This is a genomic window from Microvirga sp. 2TAF3 (assembly GCF_052114965.1).
Classification (GTDB): domain Bacteria; phylum Pseudomonadota; class Alphaproteobacteria; order Rhizobiales; family Beijerinckiaceae; genus Microvirga.
The window spans coordinates 51,088-70,690 of sequence record NZ_JBFRFT010000019.1; the positions used below are offsets into that span (position 1 = coordinate 51,088).

The 19,603-nt window shown below is 62.4% G+C and carries 21 protein-coding genes and 1 pseudogene; 4 read left to right on the top strand and 18 right to left on the bottom strand.

The window, feature by feature from the left end; genetic code table 11:
* Positions 1-11: 11 nt before the first annotated feature.
* Both AB4Y97_RS17335 and AB4Y97_RS17340 read right to left on the bottom strand, forming a co-directional pair.
* Entirely contained in the window at positions 12-1,094 is a 1,083-nt protein-coding gene (locus tag AB4Y97_RS17335) for a PLP-dependent cysteine synthase family protein (protein WP_442000292.1), read from the bottom strand.
* A 23-nt stretch (positions 1,095-1,117) separates the two neighbouring features.
* Entirely contained in the window at positions 1,118-2,650 is a 1,533-nt protein-coding gene (locus tag AB4Y97_RS17340; RefSeq protein ID WP_442000293.1) for an acyl-CoA carboxylase subunit beta, read from the bottom strand.
* A 152-nt stretch (positions 2,651-2,802) separates the two neighbouring features.
* On the opposite strand from AB4Y97_RS17340, the gene AB4Y97_RS17345 reads away from it, so the two are divergent.
* Positions 2,803-3,180 (top strand): hypothetical protein, encoded by a 378-nt coding sequence (locus AB4Y97_RS17345; protein WP_442000294.1) that lies wholly within the window; start codon positions 2,803-2,805, stop codon positions 3,178-3,180.
* Between the two features lie 51 nt (positions 3,181-3,231).
* Here the strand turns inward: AB4Y97_RS17345 and AB4Y97_RS17350 are convergent, their stop codons facing one another.
* From AB4Y97_RS17350 to AB4Y97_RS17360, 3 genes are all read right to left on the bottom strand, one after another.
* Positions 3,232-4,011 carry an ATP12 family chaperone protein gene (locus AB4Y97_RS17350; RefSeq protein WP_442000295.1) on the bottom strand — a complete coding sequence of 260 codons (780 nt, stop codon included), beginning with the start codon at positions 4,009-4,011 and terminating at the stop codon, positions 3,232-3,234.
* 5 nt (positions 4,012-4,016) lie between these two features.
* Positions 4,017-4,706: an HAD-IA family hydrolase gene (locus tag AB4Y97_RS17355; protein WP_442000297.1), complete on the bottom strand. Its 690-nt coding sequence runs from the start codon at positions 4,704-4,706 to the stop codon at positions 4,017-4,019.
* A 159-nt stretch (positions 4,707-4,865) separates the two neighbouring features.
* Entirely contained in the window at positions 4,866-5,933 is a 1,068-nt protein-coding gene (locus AB4Y97_RS17360; protein WP_442000298.1) for a patatin-like phospholipase family protein, read from the bottom strand.
* A gap of 371 nt (positions 5,934-6,304) precedes the next feature.
* On the opposite strand from AB4Y97_RS17360, the gene AB4Y97_RS17365 reads away from it, so the two are divergent.
* On the top strand, positions 6,305-7,639 hold the full coding sequence (locus tag AB4Y97_RS17365) for a protoglobin domain-containing protein (RefSeq protein ID WP_442000299.1): 1,335 nt from the start codon (positions 6,305-6,307) through the stop codon (positions 7,637-7,639).
* A gap of 116 nt (positions 7,640-7,755) precedes the next feature.
* On the opposite strand, the gene AB4Y97_RS17370 is transcribed toward AB4Y97_RS17365, so the two are convergent.
* The 8 genes from AB4Y97_RS17370 to AB4Y97_RS17405 all read right to left on the bottom strand — a co-directional run bounded on the left by AB4Y97_RS17370 (position 7,756) and on the right by AB4Y97_RS17405 (position 14,910).
* Positions 7,756-8,361, bottom strand: a complete 606-nt coding sequence (locus tag AB4Y97_RS17370) for a GNAT family N-acetyltransferase (protein ID WP_442000300.1) — start codon at positions 8,359-8,361, stop codon at positions 7,756-7,758.
* A 135-nt stretch (positions 8,362-8,496) separates the two neighbouring features.
* On the bottom strand, positions 8,497-8,958 hold the full coding sequence (locus AB4Y97_RS17375) for a hypothetical protein (RefSeq protein WP_442000302.1): 462 nt from the start codon (positions 8,956-8,958) through the stop codon (positions 8,497-8,499).
* 126 nt (positions 8,959-9,084) lie between these two features.
* Entirely contained in the window at positions 9,085-10,323 is a 1,239-nt protein-coding gene (locus AB4Y97_RS17380; protein WP_442000303.1) for an RluA family pseudouridine synthase, read from the bottom strand.
* A gap of 207 nt (positions 10,324-10,530) precedes the next feature.
* The gene (locus AB4Y97_RS17385) at positions 10,531-11,094 is read right to left on the bottom strand and encodes a hypothetical protein (RefSeq protein ID WP_442000304.1); all 564 of its coding nucleotides are present in this window, start codon (positions 11,092-11,094) and stop codon (positions 10,531-10,533) included.
* A gap of 219 nt (positions 11,095-11,313) precedes the next feature.
* Entirely contained in the window at positions 11,314-11,700 is a 387-nt protein-coding gene (gene crcB / locus AB4Y97_RS17390) for a fluoride efflux transporter CrcB (protein WP_442000305.1), read from the bottom strand.
* A 40-nt stretch (positions 11,701-11,740) separates the two neighbouring features.
* Positions 11,741-13,051 (bottom strand): replication-associated recombination protein A, encoded by a 1,311-nt coding sequence (locus AB4Y97_RS17395; protein WP_442000306.1) that lies wholly within the window; start codon positions 13,049-13,051, stop codon positions 11,741-11,743.
* A gap of 6 nt (positions 13,052-13,057) precedes the next feature.
* The gene (locus tag AB4Y97_RS17400; RefSeq protein WP_442000307.1) at positions 13,058-13,510 is read right to left on the bottom strand and encodes a GNAT family N-acetyltransferase; all 453 of its coding nucleotides are present in this window, start codon (positions 13,508-13,510) and stop codon (positions 13,058-13,060) included.
* Positions 13,507-14,910, bottom strand: a complete 1,404-nt coding sequence (locus AB4Y97_RS17405; RefSeq protein WP_442000308.1) for a Do family serine endopeptidase — start codon at positions 14,908-14,910, stop codon at positions 13,507-13,509. The genes AB4Y97_RS17400 and AB4Y97_RS17405 overlap by 4 nt, the downstream gene beginning before the upstream one ends.
* A 148-nt stretch (positions 14,911-15,058) precedes the next feature.
* Between AB4Y97_RS17405 and AB4Y97_RS17410 the strand changes: the two genes are divergently transcribed.
* Positions 15,059-15,703: a 3'-5' exonuclease gene (locus tag AB4Y97_RS17410; RefSeq protein WP_442000309.1), complete on the top strand. Its 645-nt coding sequence runs from the start codon at positions 15,059-15,061 to the stop codon at positions 15,701-15,703.
* 70 nt (positions 15,704-15,773) lie between these two features.
* On the opposite strand, the gene rplQ is transcribed toward AB4Y97_RS17410, so the two are convergent.
* The 5 genes from rplQ to AB4Y97_RS17435 form a co-directional block, all read right to left on the bottom strand.
* Positions 15,774-16,193, bottom strand: coding sequence for a 50S ribosomal protein L17 (gene rplQ / locus AB4Y97_RS17415; protein WP_442000310.1), 420 nt, complete (start codon positions 16,191-16,193; stop codon positions 15,774-15,776).
* Between the two features lie 120 nt (positions 16,194-16,313).
* Complete coding sequence (locus AB4Y97_RS17420) at positions 16,314-17,336, bottom strand: DNA-directed RNA polymerase subunit alpha (protein WP_442000311.1); 1,023 nt, start codon at positions 17,334-17,336, stop codon at positions 16,314-16,316.
* 86 nt (positions 17,337-17,422) lie between these two features.
* Positions 17,423-17,812 carry a 30S ribosomal protein S11 gene (gene rpsK, locus AB4Y97_RS17425; RefSeq protein ID WP_047186967.1) on the bottom strand — a complete coding sequence of 130 codons (390 nt, stop codon included), beginning with the start codon at positions 17,810-17,812 and terminating at the stop codon, positions 17,423-17,425.
* 164 nt (positions 17,813-17,976) lie between these two features.
* Positions 17,977-18,345 carry a 30S ribosomal protein S13 gene (rpsM, locus tag AB4Y97_RS17430; RefSeq protein WP_442000312.1) on the bottom strand — a complete coding sequence of 123 codons (369 nt, stop codon included), beginning with the start codon at positions 18,343-18,345 and terminating at the stop codon, positions 17,977-17,979.
* A gap of 153 nt (positions 18,346-18,498) precedes the next feature.
* A complete protein-coding gene (locus tag AB4Y97_RS17435; RefSeq protein ID WP_442000314.1) occupies positions 18,499-18,792 on the bottom strand; it encodes a hypothetical protein in 294 nt (97 codons plus the stop codon).
* Positions 18,793-19,094: 302 nt separating this feature from the next.
* Between AB4Y97_RS17435 and AB4Y97_RS17440 the strand changes: the two are divergent.
* Positions 19,095-19,432 (top strand): annotated as a pseudogene (locus AB4Y97_RS17440) (DUF6968 family protein).
* The last annotated feature ends 171 nt before the right edge of the window (positions 19,433-19,603 follow it).

Sequence of the window (19,603 nt, forward strand, 5' to 3'; positions counted from 1 at the left end):
CGGATCATGCTCTAGACGGGCGGGCTGAAGACGCCGCTTTCGAAGAAGCGCTCCATGGTGTCTTCGGCCGCCCTGATGTCGATCTTGCGCTCGCGAAGCCATGCATCGTCGAGAAGCGTGCTGCGATAGCGATCTCCTGAATCGCACAGGAGGGTGACGATGGACCCCTTTTCCCGGCGCTGCGCCATCCCGGCGGTGATCTGGGCCGCAGCCCACAGATTGGTCCCCGTCGAGCCACCGCACGAACGTCCGATGCGGCGGGACAGGACTCGCGCGGCCGCAATGCTGGCCGCGTCCGGCACCGCGTAGGCGTGATCGATGAGGTCGGGAACGAATGAGGGCTCGCACCGGGGGCGGCCGATACCCTCGACCACCGATGGCGCGCAGGACACGGTGCACACATTCCGGTCCATCAAGTGGCGGTGAAAGACGGACGCCTCCGGATCGGCCAGGCACAGCCGCGTCGGCATGCGCCGGTAGCGGATATAGCGCCCTAGGGTCGCCGAGGTTCCGCCGGTGCCGGCCCCGACCACGATCCAGCTCGGGACGGGGTGTTCCTCGTGCGCCATCTGGCTGAAGATGGACTCGGCGATGTTGTTGTTGCCGCGCCAGTCCGTAGCCCGCTCCGCATAGGTGAACTGGTCCATGTAATGGCCTCCCAGTTCCGCCGCGAGCCGCGCGCTTTCCGTGTACATTTCGGCCGGGCTGTCGACGAAGTGGCTCTCGCCCCCATAAAAGGCGATCTGCGCGATTTTTTCCGCCGAGGTGGAGCGCGGCATCACGGCGATGAAACGAAGCCCCAGCATCCGGGCGAAATAGGCCTCCGACACCGCCGTCGATCCGCTCGATGCCTCAATGATCGTCGTGCTCGGCCCGATCCAGCCGTTGCACAATCCGTAGAGAAACAGCGAGCGCGCCAGCCGATGCTTGAGGCTGCCCGAAGGATGGGTCGACTCGTCCTTGAGATAGAGCGCGATACCCGAAACGGCCGGCAGCGGCACCGTCAGAAGATGCGTATCCGACGACCGGTTGAAATCCGCCTCGATGATCTGGATGGCGGTGGAGACCCAGGAGCGGTTGCAGGGTATGTTCATGGCGGGCAGGCCTAACCTCATACCTACAACGGAATGTTGTCGTGCTTCTTCCAGGGACGCTCGACTTCCTTGGCGCGCAGCATGGCGAGCGCCCGGGCGATGCGCCGCCTTGTCGAGTGCGGCATGATCACCTCGTCGATATAGCCCCGCTCGGCGGCCACGAAGGGCGACATGAAGCGGTCCTCGTATTCCTTGGTGCGGGCGGCGATCTTATCGGCATCCCCGATATCCTGCCGGAAGATGATCTCGACCGCGCCCTTGGCGCCCATCACCGCGATCTGCGCGGTCGGCCAGGCATAGTTCACATCCCCGCCCACATGCTTGGAGGCCATCACGTCGTAAGCGCCACCGAAGGCTTTGCGCGTGATCACCGTCACCAGCGGCACAGTGGCTTCGGAATAGGCGAAGAGCAGCTTCGCGCCGTGCTTGATCAGGCCGCCATATTCCTGCGCCGTGCCGGGCAGGAAGCCGGGCACGTCCTCGAAGGTGACGACCGGGATGTTGAAGGCGTCGCAAAACCGGATGAAGCGGGCCGCCTTGCGGGAGGCATCCGAATCGAGCACGCCCGCCAGCACCATCGGCTGGTTGGCGACGATGCCGACGCTGCGGCCCTCGATGCGGGCAAAGCCGGTGATGATGTTCCGCGCGTAGGCTTCCTGGATCTCGAAGAAGTCGCCCTCGTCCACGACTTTCAGGATCAGCTCCTTCATGTCGTAGGGCTTGTTGGGATTGTCCGGGATCAGGGTGTCGAGACTGTCGTCGACCCGGTTCGGATCGTCGTAGCTCGGCCATTCCGGCGCGCCGTCCATGTTGTTCGCGGGCAGGAAGTCGATCAGGCGGCGCACCTGCAGCAGCGCCTCGACATCGTTGTCGTAGGCGCCGTCCGCCACCGACGACTTGGTGGTGTGGATCTTGGCACCGCCGAGTTCCTCCGAGGTCACGGTCTCGTTGGTGACGGTCTTCACCACCTCCGGCCCGGTGACGAACATGTAGGAGCGGTCGCGCACCATGAAGATGAAATCGGTCATGGCCGGCGAATAGACGTCGCCGCCCGCGCAGGGACCCATGATGACGGAAATCTGCGGGATCACGCCGGAGGCGATCACGTTGCGCTTGAACACCTCGCCATAGCCGCCAAGGGCCGCCACGCCCTCCTGGATGCGGGCCCCGCCGGCATCGAACAGGCCGATGATGGGCGCGCGCATCTTGAGCGCCATGTCCTGGATCTTGATGATCTTCTGGGCATGCGCCTCGGACAGCGAGCCGCCGAAGACGGTGAAGTCCTTGGCGAAGACGAAGATTGTGCGGCCATTGACCGTGCCCCAGCCGGTCACCACGCCGTCGCCGGGGATCTTGGCCTTCTCCATGCCGAAATCGGTCGAGCGATGCTCGACGAACATGTCGAATTCCTCGAACGAGCCGGTATCGAGCAGAAGCTCGATGCGCTCCCGCGCCGTGAGCTTGCCGCGGCCGTGCTGCGCCTCGATGCGCTTCACGCCGCCACCGAGCCGCGCCTGCGCGCGCCGATCTTCAAGCCGTTCGAGCATATCTTTCATGGAGGGGTACTCTGGACGTCGAAAAAGGTCATTTCGCTTAGCATAGCCGGAAGAGGACGAAAAATCCCCCTTTTGATGTGCTTTACATCACTTCCCACGGGCCCGATCAACGGATAGACAACGGAACGAAACAACATTCGTTGAGGCGGACTATGAAGCAACCCTCCAAACTCGCGGCTGTCGCCGTCATTGCATCGTTCACAGCCGCCGGCTGCGCCAGCCGCTCGGAAGACGTTGCGGCGTCCTATGTGTCGGCGAATGCCTATCAGGGCTATAGCTGCAAGGAACTGAGCCAGGAAGCGCAGCGGGTCAGCAGCGCAGCGGCTGCCGCTGCGGGCGCCCAGGATTCCCAGCGCACGAAGGATGCGGTGGCGACTACCGCCGCCGTCGTCATCTTCTGGCCGGCCGCTTTCTTCGTCGGCGGCAACAACGCCCAGACGGCGGAACTCGCGCGCCTGAAAGGCCATATGCAGGCCATCGAGAGCGCCTCGGTCCAGAAGAAATGCGGGATCAGCTTCCGGCGCGCCTGACAGGGCGAGTGCCCGCTCGTGAAATCGCCGGGGTTTCGCCCCGGCGATTTTTCATGGCTGCGAGAGCCTGAAAACCTTCGAGGCGGCCAGGAAATCGCCCTCGCGGCGCTTGCGGCGTTCCGAGGCTTCGTAGTCCTCGCCCCAGATGCTTTCCTGGAAAAGCTCATCCACATGGGCGGCCTTCCAGGCCTCATCCGCTTCGATCCGCCCCGATGCGTGAGCCAGGGCGATCAGCACCGATCCGGACAGGGTGGTCATCACATGCAGGGCCGCTAGCGCGATCGGTGATTGAATCCGCTCCACCGCCTGGTGGATTGCGTCGATAGCCTCTTCCGGCTGCGCCACGTGCATCACACCCTCCCCTAGAACGAAGCGCGCCCCGTGGCTGTCCCTCGCCCAATCGAGGATCGGATTCCAGGCGGCGCCCTGCGCCTGCGCCAGACGCTCCGGCTCGCTCACCCGGTAATGAAGCAGGTCCGAGCCCGCATAGCGGACCAGGTCGTCGACCACTTCCGCCCGCCGGGGCGTGACGCCATCGATGGCGGAATTGACGATCCGGGTGATCGGCATGGTCGAGGGATCGATCTGCGCCCCCTGCCTAGCCCATTCATCCGCCAGAGCCTGGGCGAGATCGCGGGATGGGACGGCAAGCGTCTGCCGGTTCGGCGTCTTGGCGGTTCTGCCGTCAAGGGTCAGGAAATGAAGTCCATCCCGCTCCTCGACGCCTGCCTCCTTGTAGAAACGCTTCGGCAAGGCAGGTTTCATGCCGGCCTGGGCCGCACGCATCGGGGTCGGCTCATCCGCCGAGGGGAACCAATCGTTATCGCTCATGGGCATCAGATAGTCGGTCGGGCCGCCGTAGGCGAGAGCTGGGTCAGGAATTTTCTCAAGACCGACTGAAGCTCCGCATAGGAATCGGCGATATGCTCGGCTCCTGCCTCGGTCAGTAACTCTATTGGCTGGAACCCCCATGAAACGCCGACCGGCAGCACCCCGGCCGCCCGGGCCATGGCCATGTCGTAGCTGGAATCGCCGATCATCACCGTCTCGTGCGGCAAGGCGCCAACCTCTTCCATGGCCTGTCGGATCATCGCCGGATGGGGCTTGGACGGGGCATCGTCCGCCGTCTGGATCGTGGCGAACCGGCTGTGCCAGTCATGGCTCTCGAGAAGATGCGCTACACCACGGCGGGACTTCCCGGTCGCAATGCCAAGGAGAACGTCGTCGCGGCCGCTCAACCAGTCAAGGCAATGGAGCGCGCCGGGAAACAGCGGCTCGGCATTGGCGGGGTCCAGGCGCAGGGCTCCGAAAGCATCCTTGTAGGCCTGGACCAGCCCTTCGATAGGGGCCTTGGGGCCGACAAGAACCGTGAAGGCCTCGAAGAGAGAGAGGCCGACGATGGAAAGCGCCCGCTCCCGGCTCGGCGGCTCGAGTCCGAAAGCGGCGAAAGCCATGTGCTGCGCGGCGACGATGATATTCTGGCTGTCGACCAACGTTCCATCGACATCGAAGAGCACGAGTTTCAAAGCTTTTCCCACATCTAAGTACTGATCCGGACCCGGCGAGGCAGATGCTCGCGTTCTCGATCCGGTTCGGAAAGACGATTTCAGCCGGAATCGTTCGAACGCTTCGATGCAGCGGCCCTGGATATGCCGGGCATTCATGCACGAGCGCCGCCGATGCGGTCAAGAATAGGCCGCGCGCAGATCGAGCGTGCTCTCTCGTCCGATAGCCTGATAATTGTCGGAGAGCCATTGCCGTGCTGTCGCACGGCCCAGATCCTTCAACTCCTTGAAGAACTCCCACCTTGCATTGAGACGGGATGAAGCGGTGAACTCGTCGAGCTTCCGGCCGCCATGGATCCGGTGCATCAGGACCCGCTTGTAATCCTTGGTCGAAAGCTTGCCGTCGTCGATGAGTCGCGTGACGAACTCGATTGTCCTGAGCTCATGCAGCAGATTCGCGTTGAACGTGATTTCCGTCATGCGGTTCTGGATCTCCTGAGCCGTGCGCGGCGTCGAGCGGCGCTCGATCGGATTGATCTGAACCAGAAGAATATCGTCCGTCCGGGTCTCGTAGAAAAGCGGAAAGAGCGCTGGATTGCTGGTATAGCCGCCATCCCAGTAAGGCTCGCCGTCGATCTCGACCGCCTTGAAGATCATGGGCAGGCAGGCGGATGCCAGGACGTGGTCGACGGTGAGTTCCGGGCCCTTGAAGATCCGGATCTTCCCGGACCAGACATTCGTGGCCGCGACGAAGAGCTTCGCGTCCACGCACGCCCGCACCCGCTCGAAGTTGATCAACCCATCGAGCGCATCCTTAAGCGGGTTGATATCGAGCGGATTCAGATCGTAAGGGCTCGCCATCCGCGACCAGGCATCGAGCCAGGAAGGCGCCGCAGAGCCATCTGCGCTCCAGTAACTCAGGAAACGATCGAAAAGCGTGCGCTGAAGCGGCGAAAGGCTGCCGTCGAGGCTGACCCGCTTCCAGAACTGGCGCAGCTGCGCACGCGCTCCGTCTATTCCACCTTCCAGCCAGCCTTCGAAGAGCACCACCGCATTCAAGGCTCCGGCGCTCGTGCCCGTGATCGCTTCGATGGCGAGCCGGCCATCCTCGAGAAGATAATCGAGAACGCCCCAGGTGAACGCACCATGCGCCCCACCGCCCTGCAGGGCCAGGGACACGGACTTTTCGGCTTTCGGCCCTATCAATCCGCACGGGGCGCCGTTGTGCTGTGCTGCGCGACCGGTCATTGCACGTTCCCCCTGTCATCGATCTAAAAAATTCGCATTCATGCCCTCGGCATTCATCTCATCGTCGAGCGGCACCGTCGGCGGACAATGGTCCGGTGCTGTCGATAGGCACCGCCGAAAGCTTGCAAGGCAAAGCACGAGGGCCCTGATGGGGCTCCCCACACAGAACTTAATCGAGATGAACCCTACGTGAAACGGTCACCGTCAATATCGAAAGCGCCTTTCTCCGACACGGCATGAGTATTAGCGACATCCATGACACTCCTAACTCAAAGGCATCTGACAGATCCCGTCGATACAAGGATGGCGTAAGCCCAGGTTAACCTTACGGTTCTAGATGTCCCCGAAGATTCAAGACTTGGGGGATAACCATGCAGGACGATGCTGCGCTCGCCGAACGGCTCCGTTTTCTCGGTATCGACGGGGATGTGTGCCGGGAGCTTCAATCCGTGTGGCAGGTCATTTCCCCTGCCCTGCCTCAAATCCTGGAGCGTTTCTACGCCCATCTTCATCAGGTGCCCACCCTGTCCAGCCTGATCGGCTCGCAACAATCCCGGCTCGTCTCGGCACAGTCGCAGCACTGGAGCAGGCTCTTCAGCGGCAAGTTCGATGCGGCCTACGTGGAAGGCATCCGTCGCATCGGCCTCATCCACAACAAGATCGGCCTGGAGCCTCGGTGGTATATCGGAGGCTATTCCTTTGTCCTGAACGAGCTTGTGCTCGTTCTCTCGGCCAAGCACCGGTTCAGCGGCGCGGCCCTTGCCCGTAAGATCGCGGCGATGAACAAGGCCGTCATGCTCGACATGGACTACGCAATTTCAGTCTATCAGGAAGCCCTCGTGAAAGAGCGTCAGAGACGGGGCAAGGTGCTGGCCGACGCGATTTCCTCCTTTTCCGGTGCCGTTCAGGCGAGCCTGCGCATTTCTGGCGAGGCCAGTGACGCGCTGTCGGAAAGCGCGACCACACTCGATACGGCAACGGGTGCGGCGAGTATGCTCGCCGGCGAAGTGGCGAGCACTGCAGAGAAGACCGCTTTCAACATGCAGTCCGGTGCAGCGGCAACCGAGGAGCTTGCCGCGTCCGTTCGGGATATCGGAGAGCAGGCCAGCCGTTCGGCGAACGTGGCGCGGCGCGCCTTCGAGAGTGCGCAACATACGAAGGCTTCCGTCGCAGGTCTGGCCGAGCAGGCCAAACAGATCGGGGACGTGGTGGATCTGATCGATCAGATCGCTTCCCAGACCAATCTTCTGGCCTTGAACGCCACCATCGAGGCGGCCCATGCTGGCGAGGCAGGCAAGGGGTTCGCCGTGGTGGCCCAGGAGGTCAAAACCCTTGCGACCCAGACGGCCAAGGCGACGATGGAAATCGGCTCCCGCATCGGGGCGATCCAGGAGGCGACCCGGAAGAGTGCAATCGAAATCGAGGATATCGCTCACATTGTCGAGGAGGTGAGCAGCATCGCTACCGCGATTGCAGCGGCGGTCGAGCAACAGGCCGCGGTCACCTCCGAGATCGCGATGAACGTTCAGCAGACCAGCGGCCACACGCAGGCCGTAGTGCGAAGCATCGAGACCTTGAACGGATCAACGGCTTCGGCCGCGGCGGCAGCGCAACATGTTTCGAGCACCAAGCATGCCCTGGATCAGCAACTCTACCGCTTGCGGCACGACATCGACCAATTCCTCGAGACGGCACGGGCGGCGTGAGGGCCGCCCAGATCTGCGGCAGGATTGGACTCCCGCCGCAACGGCTCTTGCAATCGGCCCATGCTACCTGTTGCGGTTCTTGACCGTTATGCGGTGGGCGGCGAAAAGGGCGCGTTTCACGCGGCTCCAACGCTCGTCCCGGCGATCCGGTCTTCGAGGCGGGCTTTCACGGCGGGCCATTCCTCGCGGATGATGCTGTAGACGACCGTGTCGCGGATATGCCCGTCGGGCATGATCATGTGCCGGCGCAGGATGCCGTCAAGCTTGGCTCCCAGGCGCTCGATGGCGGCGCGGGACTGATCGTTGAGGACGTGCGTCCGCAGCTCGACGGCGTTGCAATCCAGCTCCTCGAAGGCATGCCGGAGCATGAGAAACTTGGCATGGGAGTTGACGAAACTGCGCTGCCAGGAACGCGCGATCCAGGTCGTGCCGATCTCGACCCGGTGATTTGTGGCGTCGATATTCATGTAGCGCGTCGAACCGACGACTTTGTCGCCGTCCCGGACCACCGTGGTGAACGGAAGCGCGAGGCCCGCCGCCTGAAGATCGAGGGCCTTGCTCACATAAGAGTCGAAATCCTCCGGGCGGGGTACGGTCGTGGTCTTTTTCTCCCACAACGCGCCGTCCTTTGCCGCCTCTGCGAAGGCGGGCACATCGTCAAGGCTCATGGGACGCAAGACGAGACGGTCGGTCGCAAGCGTAACCGGCGCGATATGAAGCATAGTGCTGCTGCCTTATGATCTGCTGCGTGATCTTCATCGGATATCGACGGTCACGATGCAACAGTCAAAGGCTCCGATCAGGAGACCCGGAGGTCTCCTGATCATGTCTTTTCGGCGGCGAAGACGTCTTCTGTCTTAAGTGAACAGGTAGACGAATCCAGGCAGGGTCATTGCCAAGCCGGCCAAGGCCCAAGCCCCAGCAACCGGCCGCCAGCCGGTGCCGTCCGTCGTGTTGCGAAGACGCTGGGCGAAAGAAGCCGCTTCCATCGTGCGTCCGCTAAGGCAAGAGCACAACGCATAGTGCGCCTGACCGTCCGAGAGCTCGAAGAAGTTCATGGCATCGCCAAGCTTGTCGCTCGCCAGACCCTCAGCCCGAAGGACCGGATCTTCGTAAGCGACAGAAAGCGGCGAGTCGTCGACGCGGATCAACGCCCGCTCTGCCGGCGGCTTGTATTCGATTTCGCCAAGGGAATTGAGACGACGCGTAGGGTTGCGCTCAAGAAGCTCGACCCAACGCTGAAGACGCTCCTGCCGGGTCATAGACCTCGGCTGCACATCGGCTACGCTACGGAGCTGATCAAGATGCTTATGTTCCATTGATCTTTCTCCTTGCAATGGCCCGGCCTGCCACAAAGACTTGCCGAGACGACCGATGCTACGCTCACGGAGCGGCAAAAGTGCGACTTCTACAAGGAAGAATTCGAAAATTGTGATGGGCCGTCTTTAAGCCTCGGGCGCATCGACGATGGGGTCGTAGCGACTGGTGTCGAAGCCCAGAAGGTTGAAGCTCTGCTGCATGTGCGGCGGCAATGGCGCGGTGATGTCGATGGGTTTGCCGGTTCGCGGATGCGCGATGACGATGCGCCGAGCAAGAAGATGCAGCTTGTTCTGAATCCCACCGGGCAATTCCCAGTTCTCGATATCGAAATATTTCGGATCGCCGACGATCGGATGTCCGATATGTGCGGCATGGGCACGCAGTTGGTGGGTGCGTCCCGTCACCGGCTTCAACGAGAGCCAGGCGAGCTTGTGGGCTGCCGTATCGACGGTGGCGTAATAGGTCAGCGCATGGCTGGCGCCCTCGTCCCCGTGACGGGCGACCTTCATGCGGGAATCGCCCTCTCCGCCCTCCTCCTTGGCGAGATAGGTCGAGATGCGCCCCTGGCGCACGCGTGGCACACCGGCCACGAGCGCCCAGTAGATCTTGCGCGTGGTGCGGGAGCGGAAGGACTTGGCCAACGTGGAGGCGGCAAACCGCGTCTTGGCGATGACGAGACAGCCCGCCGTATCCTTGTCCAGGCGGTGCACGAGACGCGGCTTCTGCCCCTCGTCGTCACGCAGGGCCTCGAGCAGGCCGTCCACGTGGCGCGTGGTGCCCGAACCACCCTGGACCGCAAGGCCCATCGGCTTGTTGATGACGAGAACGTCCTTGTCCTCGTAGAGCGTGATCGATTTCAAGAAATCGCGATCGTCCTGGTCCTTGGCGGAAGAGCGCGCGACAGGCCGCGGCTGATCGAGCTTCAGGGGCGGAACGCGGACCTTCTGGCCCGCCACCAGCCGCTCGTTCGGCTTCGCCCGCTTGCCGTCGACGCGCAATTCGCCTTTCCGGACGATGCGCTGGATATGGGTGAAGGCCAGTTGCGGAAAGCGCGCGACGAGAAACCGGTCGATGCGCATATCCGCTTCATCCGGCTCGACCACCAGGGTCTGCACGCCAGTCGCAAGCGTCTCCTGCGCCGCCGCCTTGGCCTGGGCCCGCGTCGGCTGGCGCGGTGCGTCCGTCGGCGGCTTCACGCGCGGCGGTGAAGCCGGACGCGCTTTGGCTGAGGCAGGCTTATTCGGAGCCCGCTGCTTCGTCGTTTCGCTCTGGCGCACGGGCTTATCGTCACGGGAGCGAAAGCCCTGCCGTGATCCCGCCCGCCCGCCACGGGCGCCATTTCGTCCTGAACCGCTTTGTCTCATGCGCTAGTGGGTAACAGAGCGCCGCGCGGGCGGCAATCAAGCGACGGGGATCTTTCCAACTTCTCCGGCCAGAAAACCGGAAGCCGCTATGAAGTTCGCCCGGCGCAAAGGAAAGCGCCGGGCGATGAAAAGGCCGCGCGGATGTGAGGAAGACCGAGACTGGGCACCACGCAAGATGCCCGGTGACCCGCTTTAGGGCCTCTCCATTCAATAGCCGCAAACCGCCACGCGGCGCACGACGATGTGTCCCCACGGATTCACGACCCGACGTCGCACGTAATAGCAATCCCCGCCATAGTAGGCGGTGCTGTAATAGGGGTATCCGTAGTCGTATCCGTAGTCATAATAGGGATAGCCATAGGCCAGACCACCCAAACCACCGACGAAAAGCCCGGTCGCAAATGCGTTGTTATTGAAGAAGTGGTTCCGGCGGAAGAAGAACGCCCTGTTGTTGAAGGCTCCCCGGTTATTGAAGAACGCCCGGTTTGTAACGAAGGGGCGCCCCGCAAAGCCCGGGTGGAAGCCTCCGAAGCCTCCGCGGAATCCCTGATGGAAAATCGGCGGACGGAAACCACCTCCCATTCCGCCATGGAACCCGCCGAACCCTCCCATGCCACCATGGAATCCGCCCATGCCCATGCCGCCGTGGAACCCACCTCCCATGCCCATGCGCGCGTCCGCCGGCGCTGCAAGCGCGATGGTGCCGGCGCAGAGCACAGTAGCGGCAAGAAAAGCCTTGAATTTGGTCTTAGATTGGGATGCGAAGATCATAATCATATCCTCCGATCAGGCCGTCCTGACGTTGCCTCGAAGAACACTTCTGACGATGAATTATTCAGGGACGGGACATCGTGACGCTGGAGCATCGTGCGGAAACGGTCCCTGCTTTTTCGCTGACGCAGACCTTCGGTTCACGCCGAACGATGCGCTCTCGAAGGAAGAAAGCATCGGATGGTTCCAGAAGTGGAGGCCCCTTCTGGATCCGAGGCTTTAGGCTGCCATCGTGCGGATGAGCGCCAGTCCCGACACGAGCCCGGCTAGGGAAAGCAGGACCGAGGCCGCGACATAACCGGCGGCGAGACCGGCCTCCCCGCGCTCCCAGATGAGGATGGCGTCGAGGGAGAAGGCGGAAAAGGTCGTGAATCCGCCGAGAACGCCTGTCGTGAGGAACAGGCGCAAAGGCTGGCTCCAGCCTGCCCCAGCCTTGAATGCCAGCCACCCGGCGAGCACCCCCATGATGAACGAGCCGACGACGTTCACCGTCAGCGTGCCCCATGGAAATCCAATCCCGCAATAGCGGGCGCACCCGAGATTCACTCCATGACGGAGAGCGCCGCCGATGCCCGCGCCGATGAAGACGAGAAGATAGGATTTCATTGGATCAACTTACTTTCGGACAGCGCTGCTGCGGAAGGGCTTAATCACTCCGACGCTCTACCCTCAGTCGCGCCCACCAATCGAGCCGCTTCCTGATCTCCCGCTCGAACCCGCGATCCACCGGCTCGTAGAACCTCTGCGGCTCGAGTTTTTCCGGCCAGTAATCCTGCCCCGAGAAGGCATCGGGCTCATCGTGGTCGTAGCGGTAGGTCGCGCCGTAGCCGATGTTTTTCATCAGCTTCGTCGGCGCATTGAGAATGGTCTTCGGGGGCATCAGGGAGCCGTGCTCCTTCGCCACGCCCGTCGCGGCCTTGTAGGCGGTGTAGACCGCATTCGATTTCGGCGCGGTCGCCAGATAGACCGCCGCCTGGGCCAGGGCCAGCTCGCCCTCCGGCGAACCGAGGAAGTCGAAGGCGTCCTTGGCGGCGTTGGCGACGACTAAGGCCTGCGGATCGGCAAGACCGATATCTTCCACCGCCATGCGCACCAGCCGGCGCGCAATGAAGAGCCGGTCCTCGCCGGCATCGAGCATGCGGGCCAGATAATAGAGCGCCGCGTCAGGATCGGAGCCCCGGATGGTCTTATGCAGGGCGGAGATGAGGTTGTAATGTCCCTCCTGCCCCTTGTCGTAGATGGGAGCGCGGCGCTGAATGATCTCCTGCAATTGCCTTGCATCGAAGATCTCGCCGGGCTTGGCCGAGCGCCACACCTCCTCCGCCAGGGTCAGGGCCGCGCGCCCATCCCCATCCGCCATGCGGACGAGGGAGGCCCGCGCCTCATCGTCAAGCGGTAGAGGCTTTTCCGAGATTTCCTCAGCCCTTAGCAGGATCTTCTGAATCGCTTGCTCATCGAGCGACTTGAAGATGAGCACCCGCGCGCGGGAGAGAAGCGCCGCGTTCAGCTCGAAGGACGGGTTCTCCGTCGTGGCGCCGACCAGGGTGATCGTGCCGTCTTCCATAACGGGGAGGAAGGCATCGAGCTGCGCGCGGTTGAAGCGGTGAATCTCGTCCACGAAGAGAAGCGTGCCCTTGCCGGTGGACCGGCGGCCCCGCGCGGTCTCGAACACCTTCTTGAGATCGGCGACGCCGGAAAAGATGGCCGAGATCTGCTCGAAATGCAGGTCCGTCTCATGGGCCAGAAGCCGCGCGACCGTCGTCTTGCCGGTACCGGGAGGGCCCCAGAAGATCAACGAGCCAAGGGATCTGGAGGCGATGAGCCTCGTCAGGATGCCGTCATCCCCGACCAGATGATCCTGGCCCACGACTTCGGACAGCTTCGTCGGCCGCATCCGGTCGGCCAGCGGCCGCGGTGCGCTCCGATCGAGACCTGCAGATGAAAAAAGGTCGCTCATGCTCGTTCACGACGCCATATCTTGCGCATTCAGGCGCGCATAGAGATCCGGGTCGACACGAACCATCATCCGCTCCGGGTTGGCTGGCGGCTCGAAGCCGAACTGGGCATAAAGCCCGTGAGCGTCCCGCGTCACCAGCATCCAGCGGCGTAGGCATTGCAGATCCGAGTGGTCCATGATCGCCTGCATCAACGCCTTTCCCGCCCCCTGCCCGCGCACAGAGGGACATATGAACACATCGCCGAGATAGGCGAAGGTGGCCTTGTCGGTGATGACGCGTGCGAAACCCCGCAAGGCTTCCCCACCATCCCGCAGGGCGAAGCACAGGGAATTGGCGAGCGACTTATCGAAAAGCGGGCGCGGCAAGCCTTTCGCCCAATAGCTTTCTGTCCCTATCCAGCGATAGGCGGTATCGGCATCCTCACGCGACAGCTCGTTCGAGACGGTCCAGGCGCTCATCGGCCGAGGACCGTCGTGAAGACCCGCCCGCCCCTGTTGATGGTCATTTCCCAATAGCCGCCCCCACGCTGAACCAGTCGCTCGACATCCTTGGTGGAGGCCAGGCGCTCCCCGTTGACGGCGACGATCTGGTCGCCCTTCCGGAAGCCGACGCTGGCCGCCACGCTGTTCTCGTCCAAATCTGCCACGACGACACCATCATCCGAAATATCGACCTGCAGCTCCTCGGCGACCGCCGGGGACATGTTCACAAGCGTTGCGCCGGAAAGCGGCGAGCGGGTGCTGACGCGCACCGGATTCCGGGCGGGAGTTTCCGGCGGCGGCATAAGCTTGACCTGAATGGGGATCTGCTTGCCGCTCCGCAGAACAGTGAGCGGCGTCTGCCCGTGCGTTCCCTTCAAGGTAAAGCGATAGCCGAAGGCATCCGGATTATCGACCGGCTGCCCATCCACGGCGAGGATCGCATCGCCACGCTTCAATCCGGCCTCGATCGCGGGCCCCTTGTCATAGACCGAGGTCACGAGAACGCCGGTCGGGCGCGGAAGGCCCAGGCTCGCGGCGATTTCGCCATCCACCGATTGCAGCCGGGCGCCGAGCCAGGGACGGACCACATTGGGCGAGCCGTTCCGCGCCGAATTGAGAACCACCTGCGCCATGCTCGAAGGCACGGCGAAACCGATGCCGATATTGCCGCCCGAGCGCGAGAAGATGGCCGTGTTGATGCCCACCAGCCGGCCATTCATATCGATGAGAGCGCCACCCGAATTGCCGGGATTGATGGCGGCGTCCGTCTGGATGAAGAACTGATAATCCGAAACCCCGACCTGGGTCCGGGCAAGCGCCGAGACGATGCCCTGCGTCACTGTCTGGCCGACTCCAAAGGGGTTGCCGATGGCCAGAACCAGGTCCCCGACCTGCAGAGCCTCGGAATCGCCGAGCTGGAGCACCTGGAGGTCGGAGGCATTCTTGAGCTTGAGAACGGCGAGGTCGGTGCGCGGGTCGCGCAGCACGATCTCCGCCTCGAATTCCCGCCGGTCGGCAAGAGCCACCTTCACCTCGTTCATGTTCTCGATCACGTGGTTGTTCGTGATCACGAGACCGGCCAGATCCACGATCACGCCGGAACCGAGGGAGCTCTGCGAACGGCCGGGCGGCACGCTAGGCCCACCCTCCCCGAAAAAGCGGCGGAAGAACTCCTCCATGCCCGCGTTCTGGCGGCGCTCGGAGCGGGTGGCATAGACATTCACCACCGCCCCCGACGTCTCGCGGACGATGGGCGCGAAGGATAACTGAACCTGGGCTTTGCTCTCGGGAACGGCCCGCGTCTGCGCCTGGACGAGCCCGCAGGCCAGAAACAGGCCGGCGACGACGGAGGCTAAGCGAAGAATTGTGATGCGCATGACTTTCCGCTCAAATTTGATAGCACTGGCATAATCTCGTTTTCATATAAGACAAGGACCTCGACGAGAGGATGATCCCGGCCTTCCGTCGACTGGACTTTCCAACCCCGAAAATCATGTTTGCATCCCTTTTCCGGAACTTGGCCTCATGACCCCAGCCAAAATCGTTTTTGCCGATGTCGAGACGACAGGGCTCGGCCATGAGGATCGTGTCGTTTCCATCGGAGCCATTCGCGTGACGGTCGACGCCGTCCGAGCCGGGACGCCCGATATCGAATGGATGCATCTGGTTTTCGATCCGGGCCGCAACAGCCATCCGCGTGCGGAACAGGTGCATGGCTACTCGGACTGGAGCCTGCGCTGCCAGGACCCATTCAAGGATCACGCCGATCAGGTGTGGAATTTCCTGCATGGCGCACCGGTCATTGCCGGCCACAATATCGGCTTCGATGCCAAGTTCATCGACCGGGAGCTGTCGGCGTCAGGATGCTCCCGCATCGGACGCCCCTTGTTCTGCACCATGCAGGAATACCGGGGGCGTGGCATTGGCGGCTCCGCCTCACTGGGAACCGCCTGCGAACGGATCGGCATCAGGCGCCTGGGCGAGAGGCATGGCGCACTGGAAGACGCGTGGCTTGCCATGGCGCTCTATTTCTGGCTGCACGATTGCCCGGTCGAACCCGTCATGCCGCTGGAGCTGCGATCAGGGCCTACGAACATGCGCATGGCGCCGCCGCGTTCCGCGAACTCCATGCCGCACCGTATTCCGGGTAAGGTGGCCCCGCTTCCGTAACCGGGAACGGACGCGAAAACAAAAAGGGCGGCCCAAGGCCGCCCTCGATGAAACCGGATGGGTCGGACGGCTATGCCGCCTCGACGACCTCTTCCTTCTGGGTCGGACCGGAATCCTGACCGCGCGCATCCATATCGCGATCGACGAACTCGATCACGGCCATGGGAGCGTTGTCGCCGAAGCGGAAGCCGGCCTTGAGAACGCGGGTGTAGCCGCCCTGGCGATCCTTGTAGCGCGGACCGAGAACGGCGAAGAGCTTCTTCACCATGTCCTCGTCGCGGATCTGCGACATCGCCTGACGGCGAGCGTGCAGGTCGCCGCGCTTGCCGAGGGTGATCAGCTTCTCGACGACGGGACGCAGGTCCTTCGCCTTCGGGAGCGTGGTGACGATCTGCTCGTGCTTGATCAGCGCAGCCGCCATGTTGGCGAACATTGCTTTACGGTGTTCGGACGTGCGGTTGAACCGACGGCCGCGGAATCCATGACGCATGGCTTTCTCCTTGATCTTCCGGCCGCCGTGCCAAGGGACGACCGTCTCTCTTATGAACCGCTCTTGAGGCGGGGCAGACGACGGGGCCGCCGCGTGGAACGCAGACGGCCCCGATTGAACTTAGTAGTGCTCTTCGAAGCGCTTCGCGAGATCTTCGATGTTCTCAGGCGGCCAGCCCGGCACGTCCATGCCGAGGTGCAGGCCCATGCTGGCCAGAACTTCCTTGATCTCGTTGAGCGACTTGCGGCCGAAGTTCGGGGTACGGAGCATTTCCGCCTCCGACTTCTGAATGAGGTCGCCGATATAGACGATGTTGTCGTTCTTCAGGCAGTTCGCCGAACGGACCGACAATTCGAGCTCGTCGACCTTCTTGAGCAGAGCCGGGTTGAAGGGCAGCTGCGGCGCGGCGGCGGCAGCCTCTTCCTTGCGGGGCTCTTCGAAGTTGACGAAGACCTGGAGCTGGTCCTGCAGGATGCGGGCGGCATAGGCCACCGCGTCTTCCGGGGTCACGGAGCCGTTGGTCTCGACCGTCATGATCAGCTTGTCGTAATCGAGAATCTGGCCCTCGCGGGTGTTCTCGATCCGGTACGAAACCTTCTTCACCGGGCTGTAGAGCGAGTCCACCGGGATGAGGCCGATCGGGGCGTCCTCGGCGCGGTTGCGCTCGGCGGGAACGTAGCCCTTGCCGGTATCGACCGTGAACTCCATGCGGATTTCCGCGCCCTCGTCGAGGGTGCAGAGCACGAGCTCGGGGTTCAGGATCTGCACATCACCGACCGTGTTGATGTCGCCCGCCGTCACGGCGCCGGGGCCGGTCTTGCGAAGCGTCATGCGCTTCGGACCTTCGCCCTGCATCTTGATGGCGACCGTCTTCACGTTGAGGACGATGTCGGTCACGTCCTCGCGGACACCGGGGATGGAGGAGAACTCATGCAGCACGCCGTCGATATGGATCGACGTCACCGCCGCACCCTGAAGGGACGACAGCAATACGCGGCGCAGGGAGTTTCCGAGCGTCGTACCGAACCCGCGCTCGAGCGGCTCGGCAACGACCGTCGCAACGCGCTTCGGATCGTCACCAGGGGCGACTTCGAGCTTGTTGGGCTTAATCAGCTCTTGCCAGTTTTTTTGGATCACAACCACACCTCTCGAAGGTACGGCTTGAAGGGAAGCTTCAGCCAGCCCTTGAAACCGGAACGCGCGCGGGCGAGCCCACGCGCTGGATGATCTTAGACGCGACGACGCTTGCGCGGGCGGCAGCCATTGTGCGGGATCGGGGTCACGTCACGGATCGAAGTGACGGTGAAACCGGCCGACTGGAGCGCGCGCAGAGCGGATTCACGACCGGAGCCGGGACCCGAAACCTCGACCTCGAGGGTGCGCATGCCGTGCTCGGAAGCCTTGCGGGCAGCGTCTTCAGCAGCGACCTGAGCCGCATAGGGGGTCGACTTACGCGAACCCTTGAAACCCATCGCACCGGCGGACGACCACGAGATCGTGTTGCCCTGAGCGTCGGTGATGGTGATCATCGTGTTGTTGAACGAGGCGTTCACATGCGCAACGCCGGACACGATGTTCTTGCGTTCGCGACGGCGAACGCGGGTAGCTTCTTTAGCCATTCTTCAGATCCTTCAAACGCGCCCGTGATGCCAGGCGCTCGGGAGATTTTGTTGTGTCTGGCCGGGTCGGTCCCGGCCAGCGCATTCAAATTGAGGTGCCGCACTCGGCACGAGATCCCCGGGCCAGACCCGGGGATGACCTTGGGCGGAAGACCGCCCTGCGGTTACTTCTTCTTACCGGCGATCGGCTTCGACTTGCCCTTACGGGTGCGGGCATTGGTGTGCGTCCGCTGACCGCGAACCGGCAGGCTGCGACGATGACGCAGACCACGGTACGAACCAAGATCCATCAGGCGCTTGATGTTCATGGAGACTTCGCGACGCAGGTCGCCTTCCACGATGTAATCGCGGTCGATCGTCTCACGGATCTGAAGCACTTCGGCGTCGGTGAGCTGGTTCACACGGCGCTCGGCCGGGATGTTCACCTTCTCCACGATCTCCTGAGCCTTCTTGGGCCCGATGCCGTGGATATACTGAAGCGCGATCACGACGCGCTTGTTGGTCGGAATGTTGACGCCTGCTATACGGGCCATCGTCCATCTCCATGTGGCGAAGCTTGCGCTTCAGGTGATACTGTCGCGCGTCCGGTGGAGGCCGGCCCCTGCGCGGGTTTATGAACACAACAATACGGAGCGGCCCCTGACGAAGCCCTCCGGATCGCGTCTTCCATTGCGAGAAACGGTTGCCTAGCGCATTGATGCCCCGAGGTCAAGCCATTTCAGGGCCGCCGCGCCCTCCTCCTTTTTCGTGCTCACTTTCAAAAAGTGAAGCATTCTCAAAAATTGTTCCTTTTTTGTTCTTGATTTTATTCCCTTATGCATCATTGTTTCGTGAGATGATTGCTGAGGAGCACGATGCCACACGATACTCACTTCCGAAGACGCCTTCTCCGTCTTCACTCGAAACTGGATACGCTTCGCAGGCAGGTAGCAGACATCCGCACCCGCCGCGCTCTCGAGCGCCGCTACGATCCAAACCAACCGCGTGCTCCTGCCGGAACCCCAGGCGGCGGTCGGTGGGCTACGGGCGAGACCACGAACGGCGACGTCAGATACGATCAGGAGGTCCTGCCGGAAGGTGATCGCGCAAAGTTACGCAGCTCTGCGGGGCGGATGACCTTGGCTGGGCTACGAACGCTCGCAGAGTGCGAGGAACAGTACAAACGTGATGGGTTCCAGTGCAAGCTTCTGAGAAGTGAGCCTTGCTGAGCGCAAGCTTTCGTCCGGAAGATCGCTTGCGAGAAGGGACATCCCATTCCACCCTTGAACTATTGAGAGTTGTCATGCTGATCGCGCAACGAGATCTTGAATATACTGCAGAAGACGGAACCGTCGTGTCAGTTCCGATCCGGCTCTTTACTCCGGAGGAAGATGATCGATGCTGGGCTTGCCGCTACACGATAGGCTGGCCAATGGGATCAAATCAGGTGCGGCCTATGGATTTGACCAGATGCAGGCATTGGTCTTGGCCATCAACAGTATCGGAAACGACCTTTACTTTAGCGACTACCACAAGACGGGCCGGCTCAAATGGGGAAAGCCCAACAACGGGTATGGCTTTCCCGTGACCAAGAACGCCCGTGACCTGCTCATAGGCTACGATAAGGAATTCGATGGGTAACGTGGCGTGCCGGCATCGCGACAATGCCTCTGCCGCCTCGATCCCTTTGATCTCTTCGTCGCGTCGATGGACCTTATGCCGTCGACGGCCTTCTTGCGCTTGGCCTTGCAAGAGGCGGAAAGCGGCGCTGCCTGCTTCCATCAGACCTCAAGGCAGGTTTTGAACCCATAT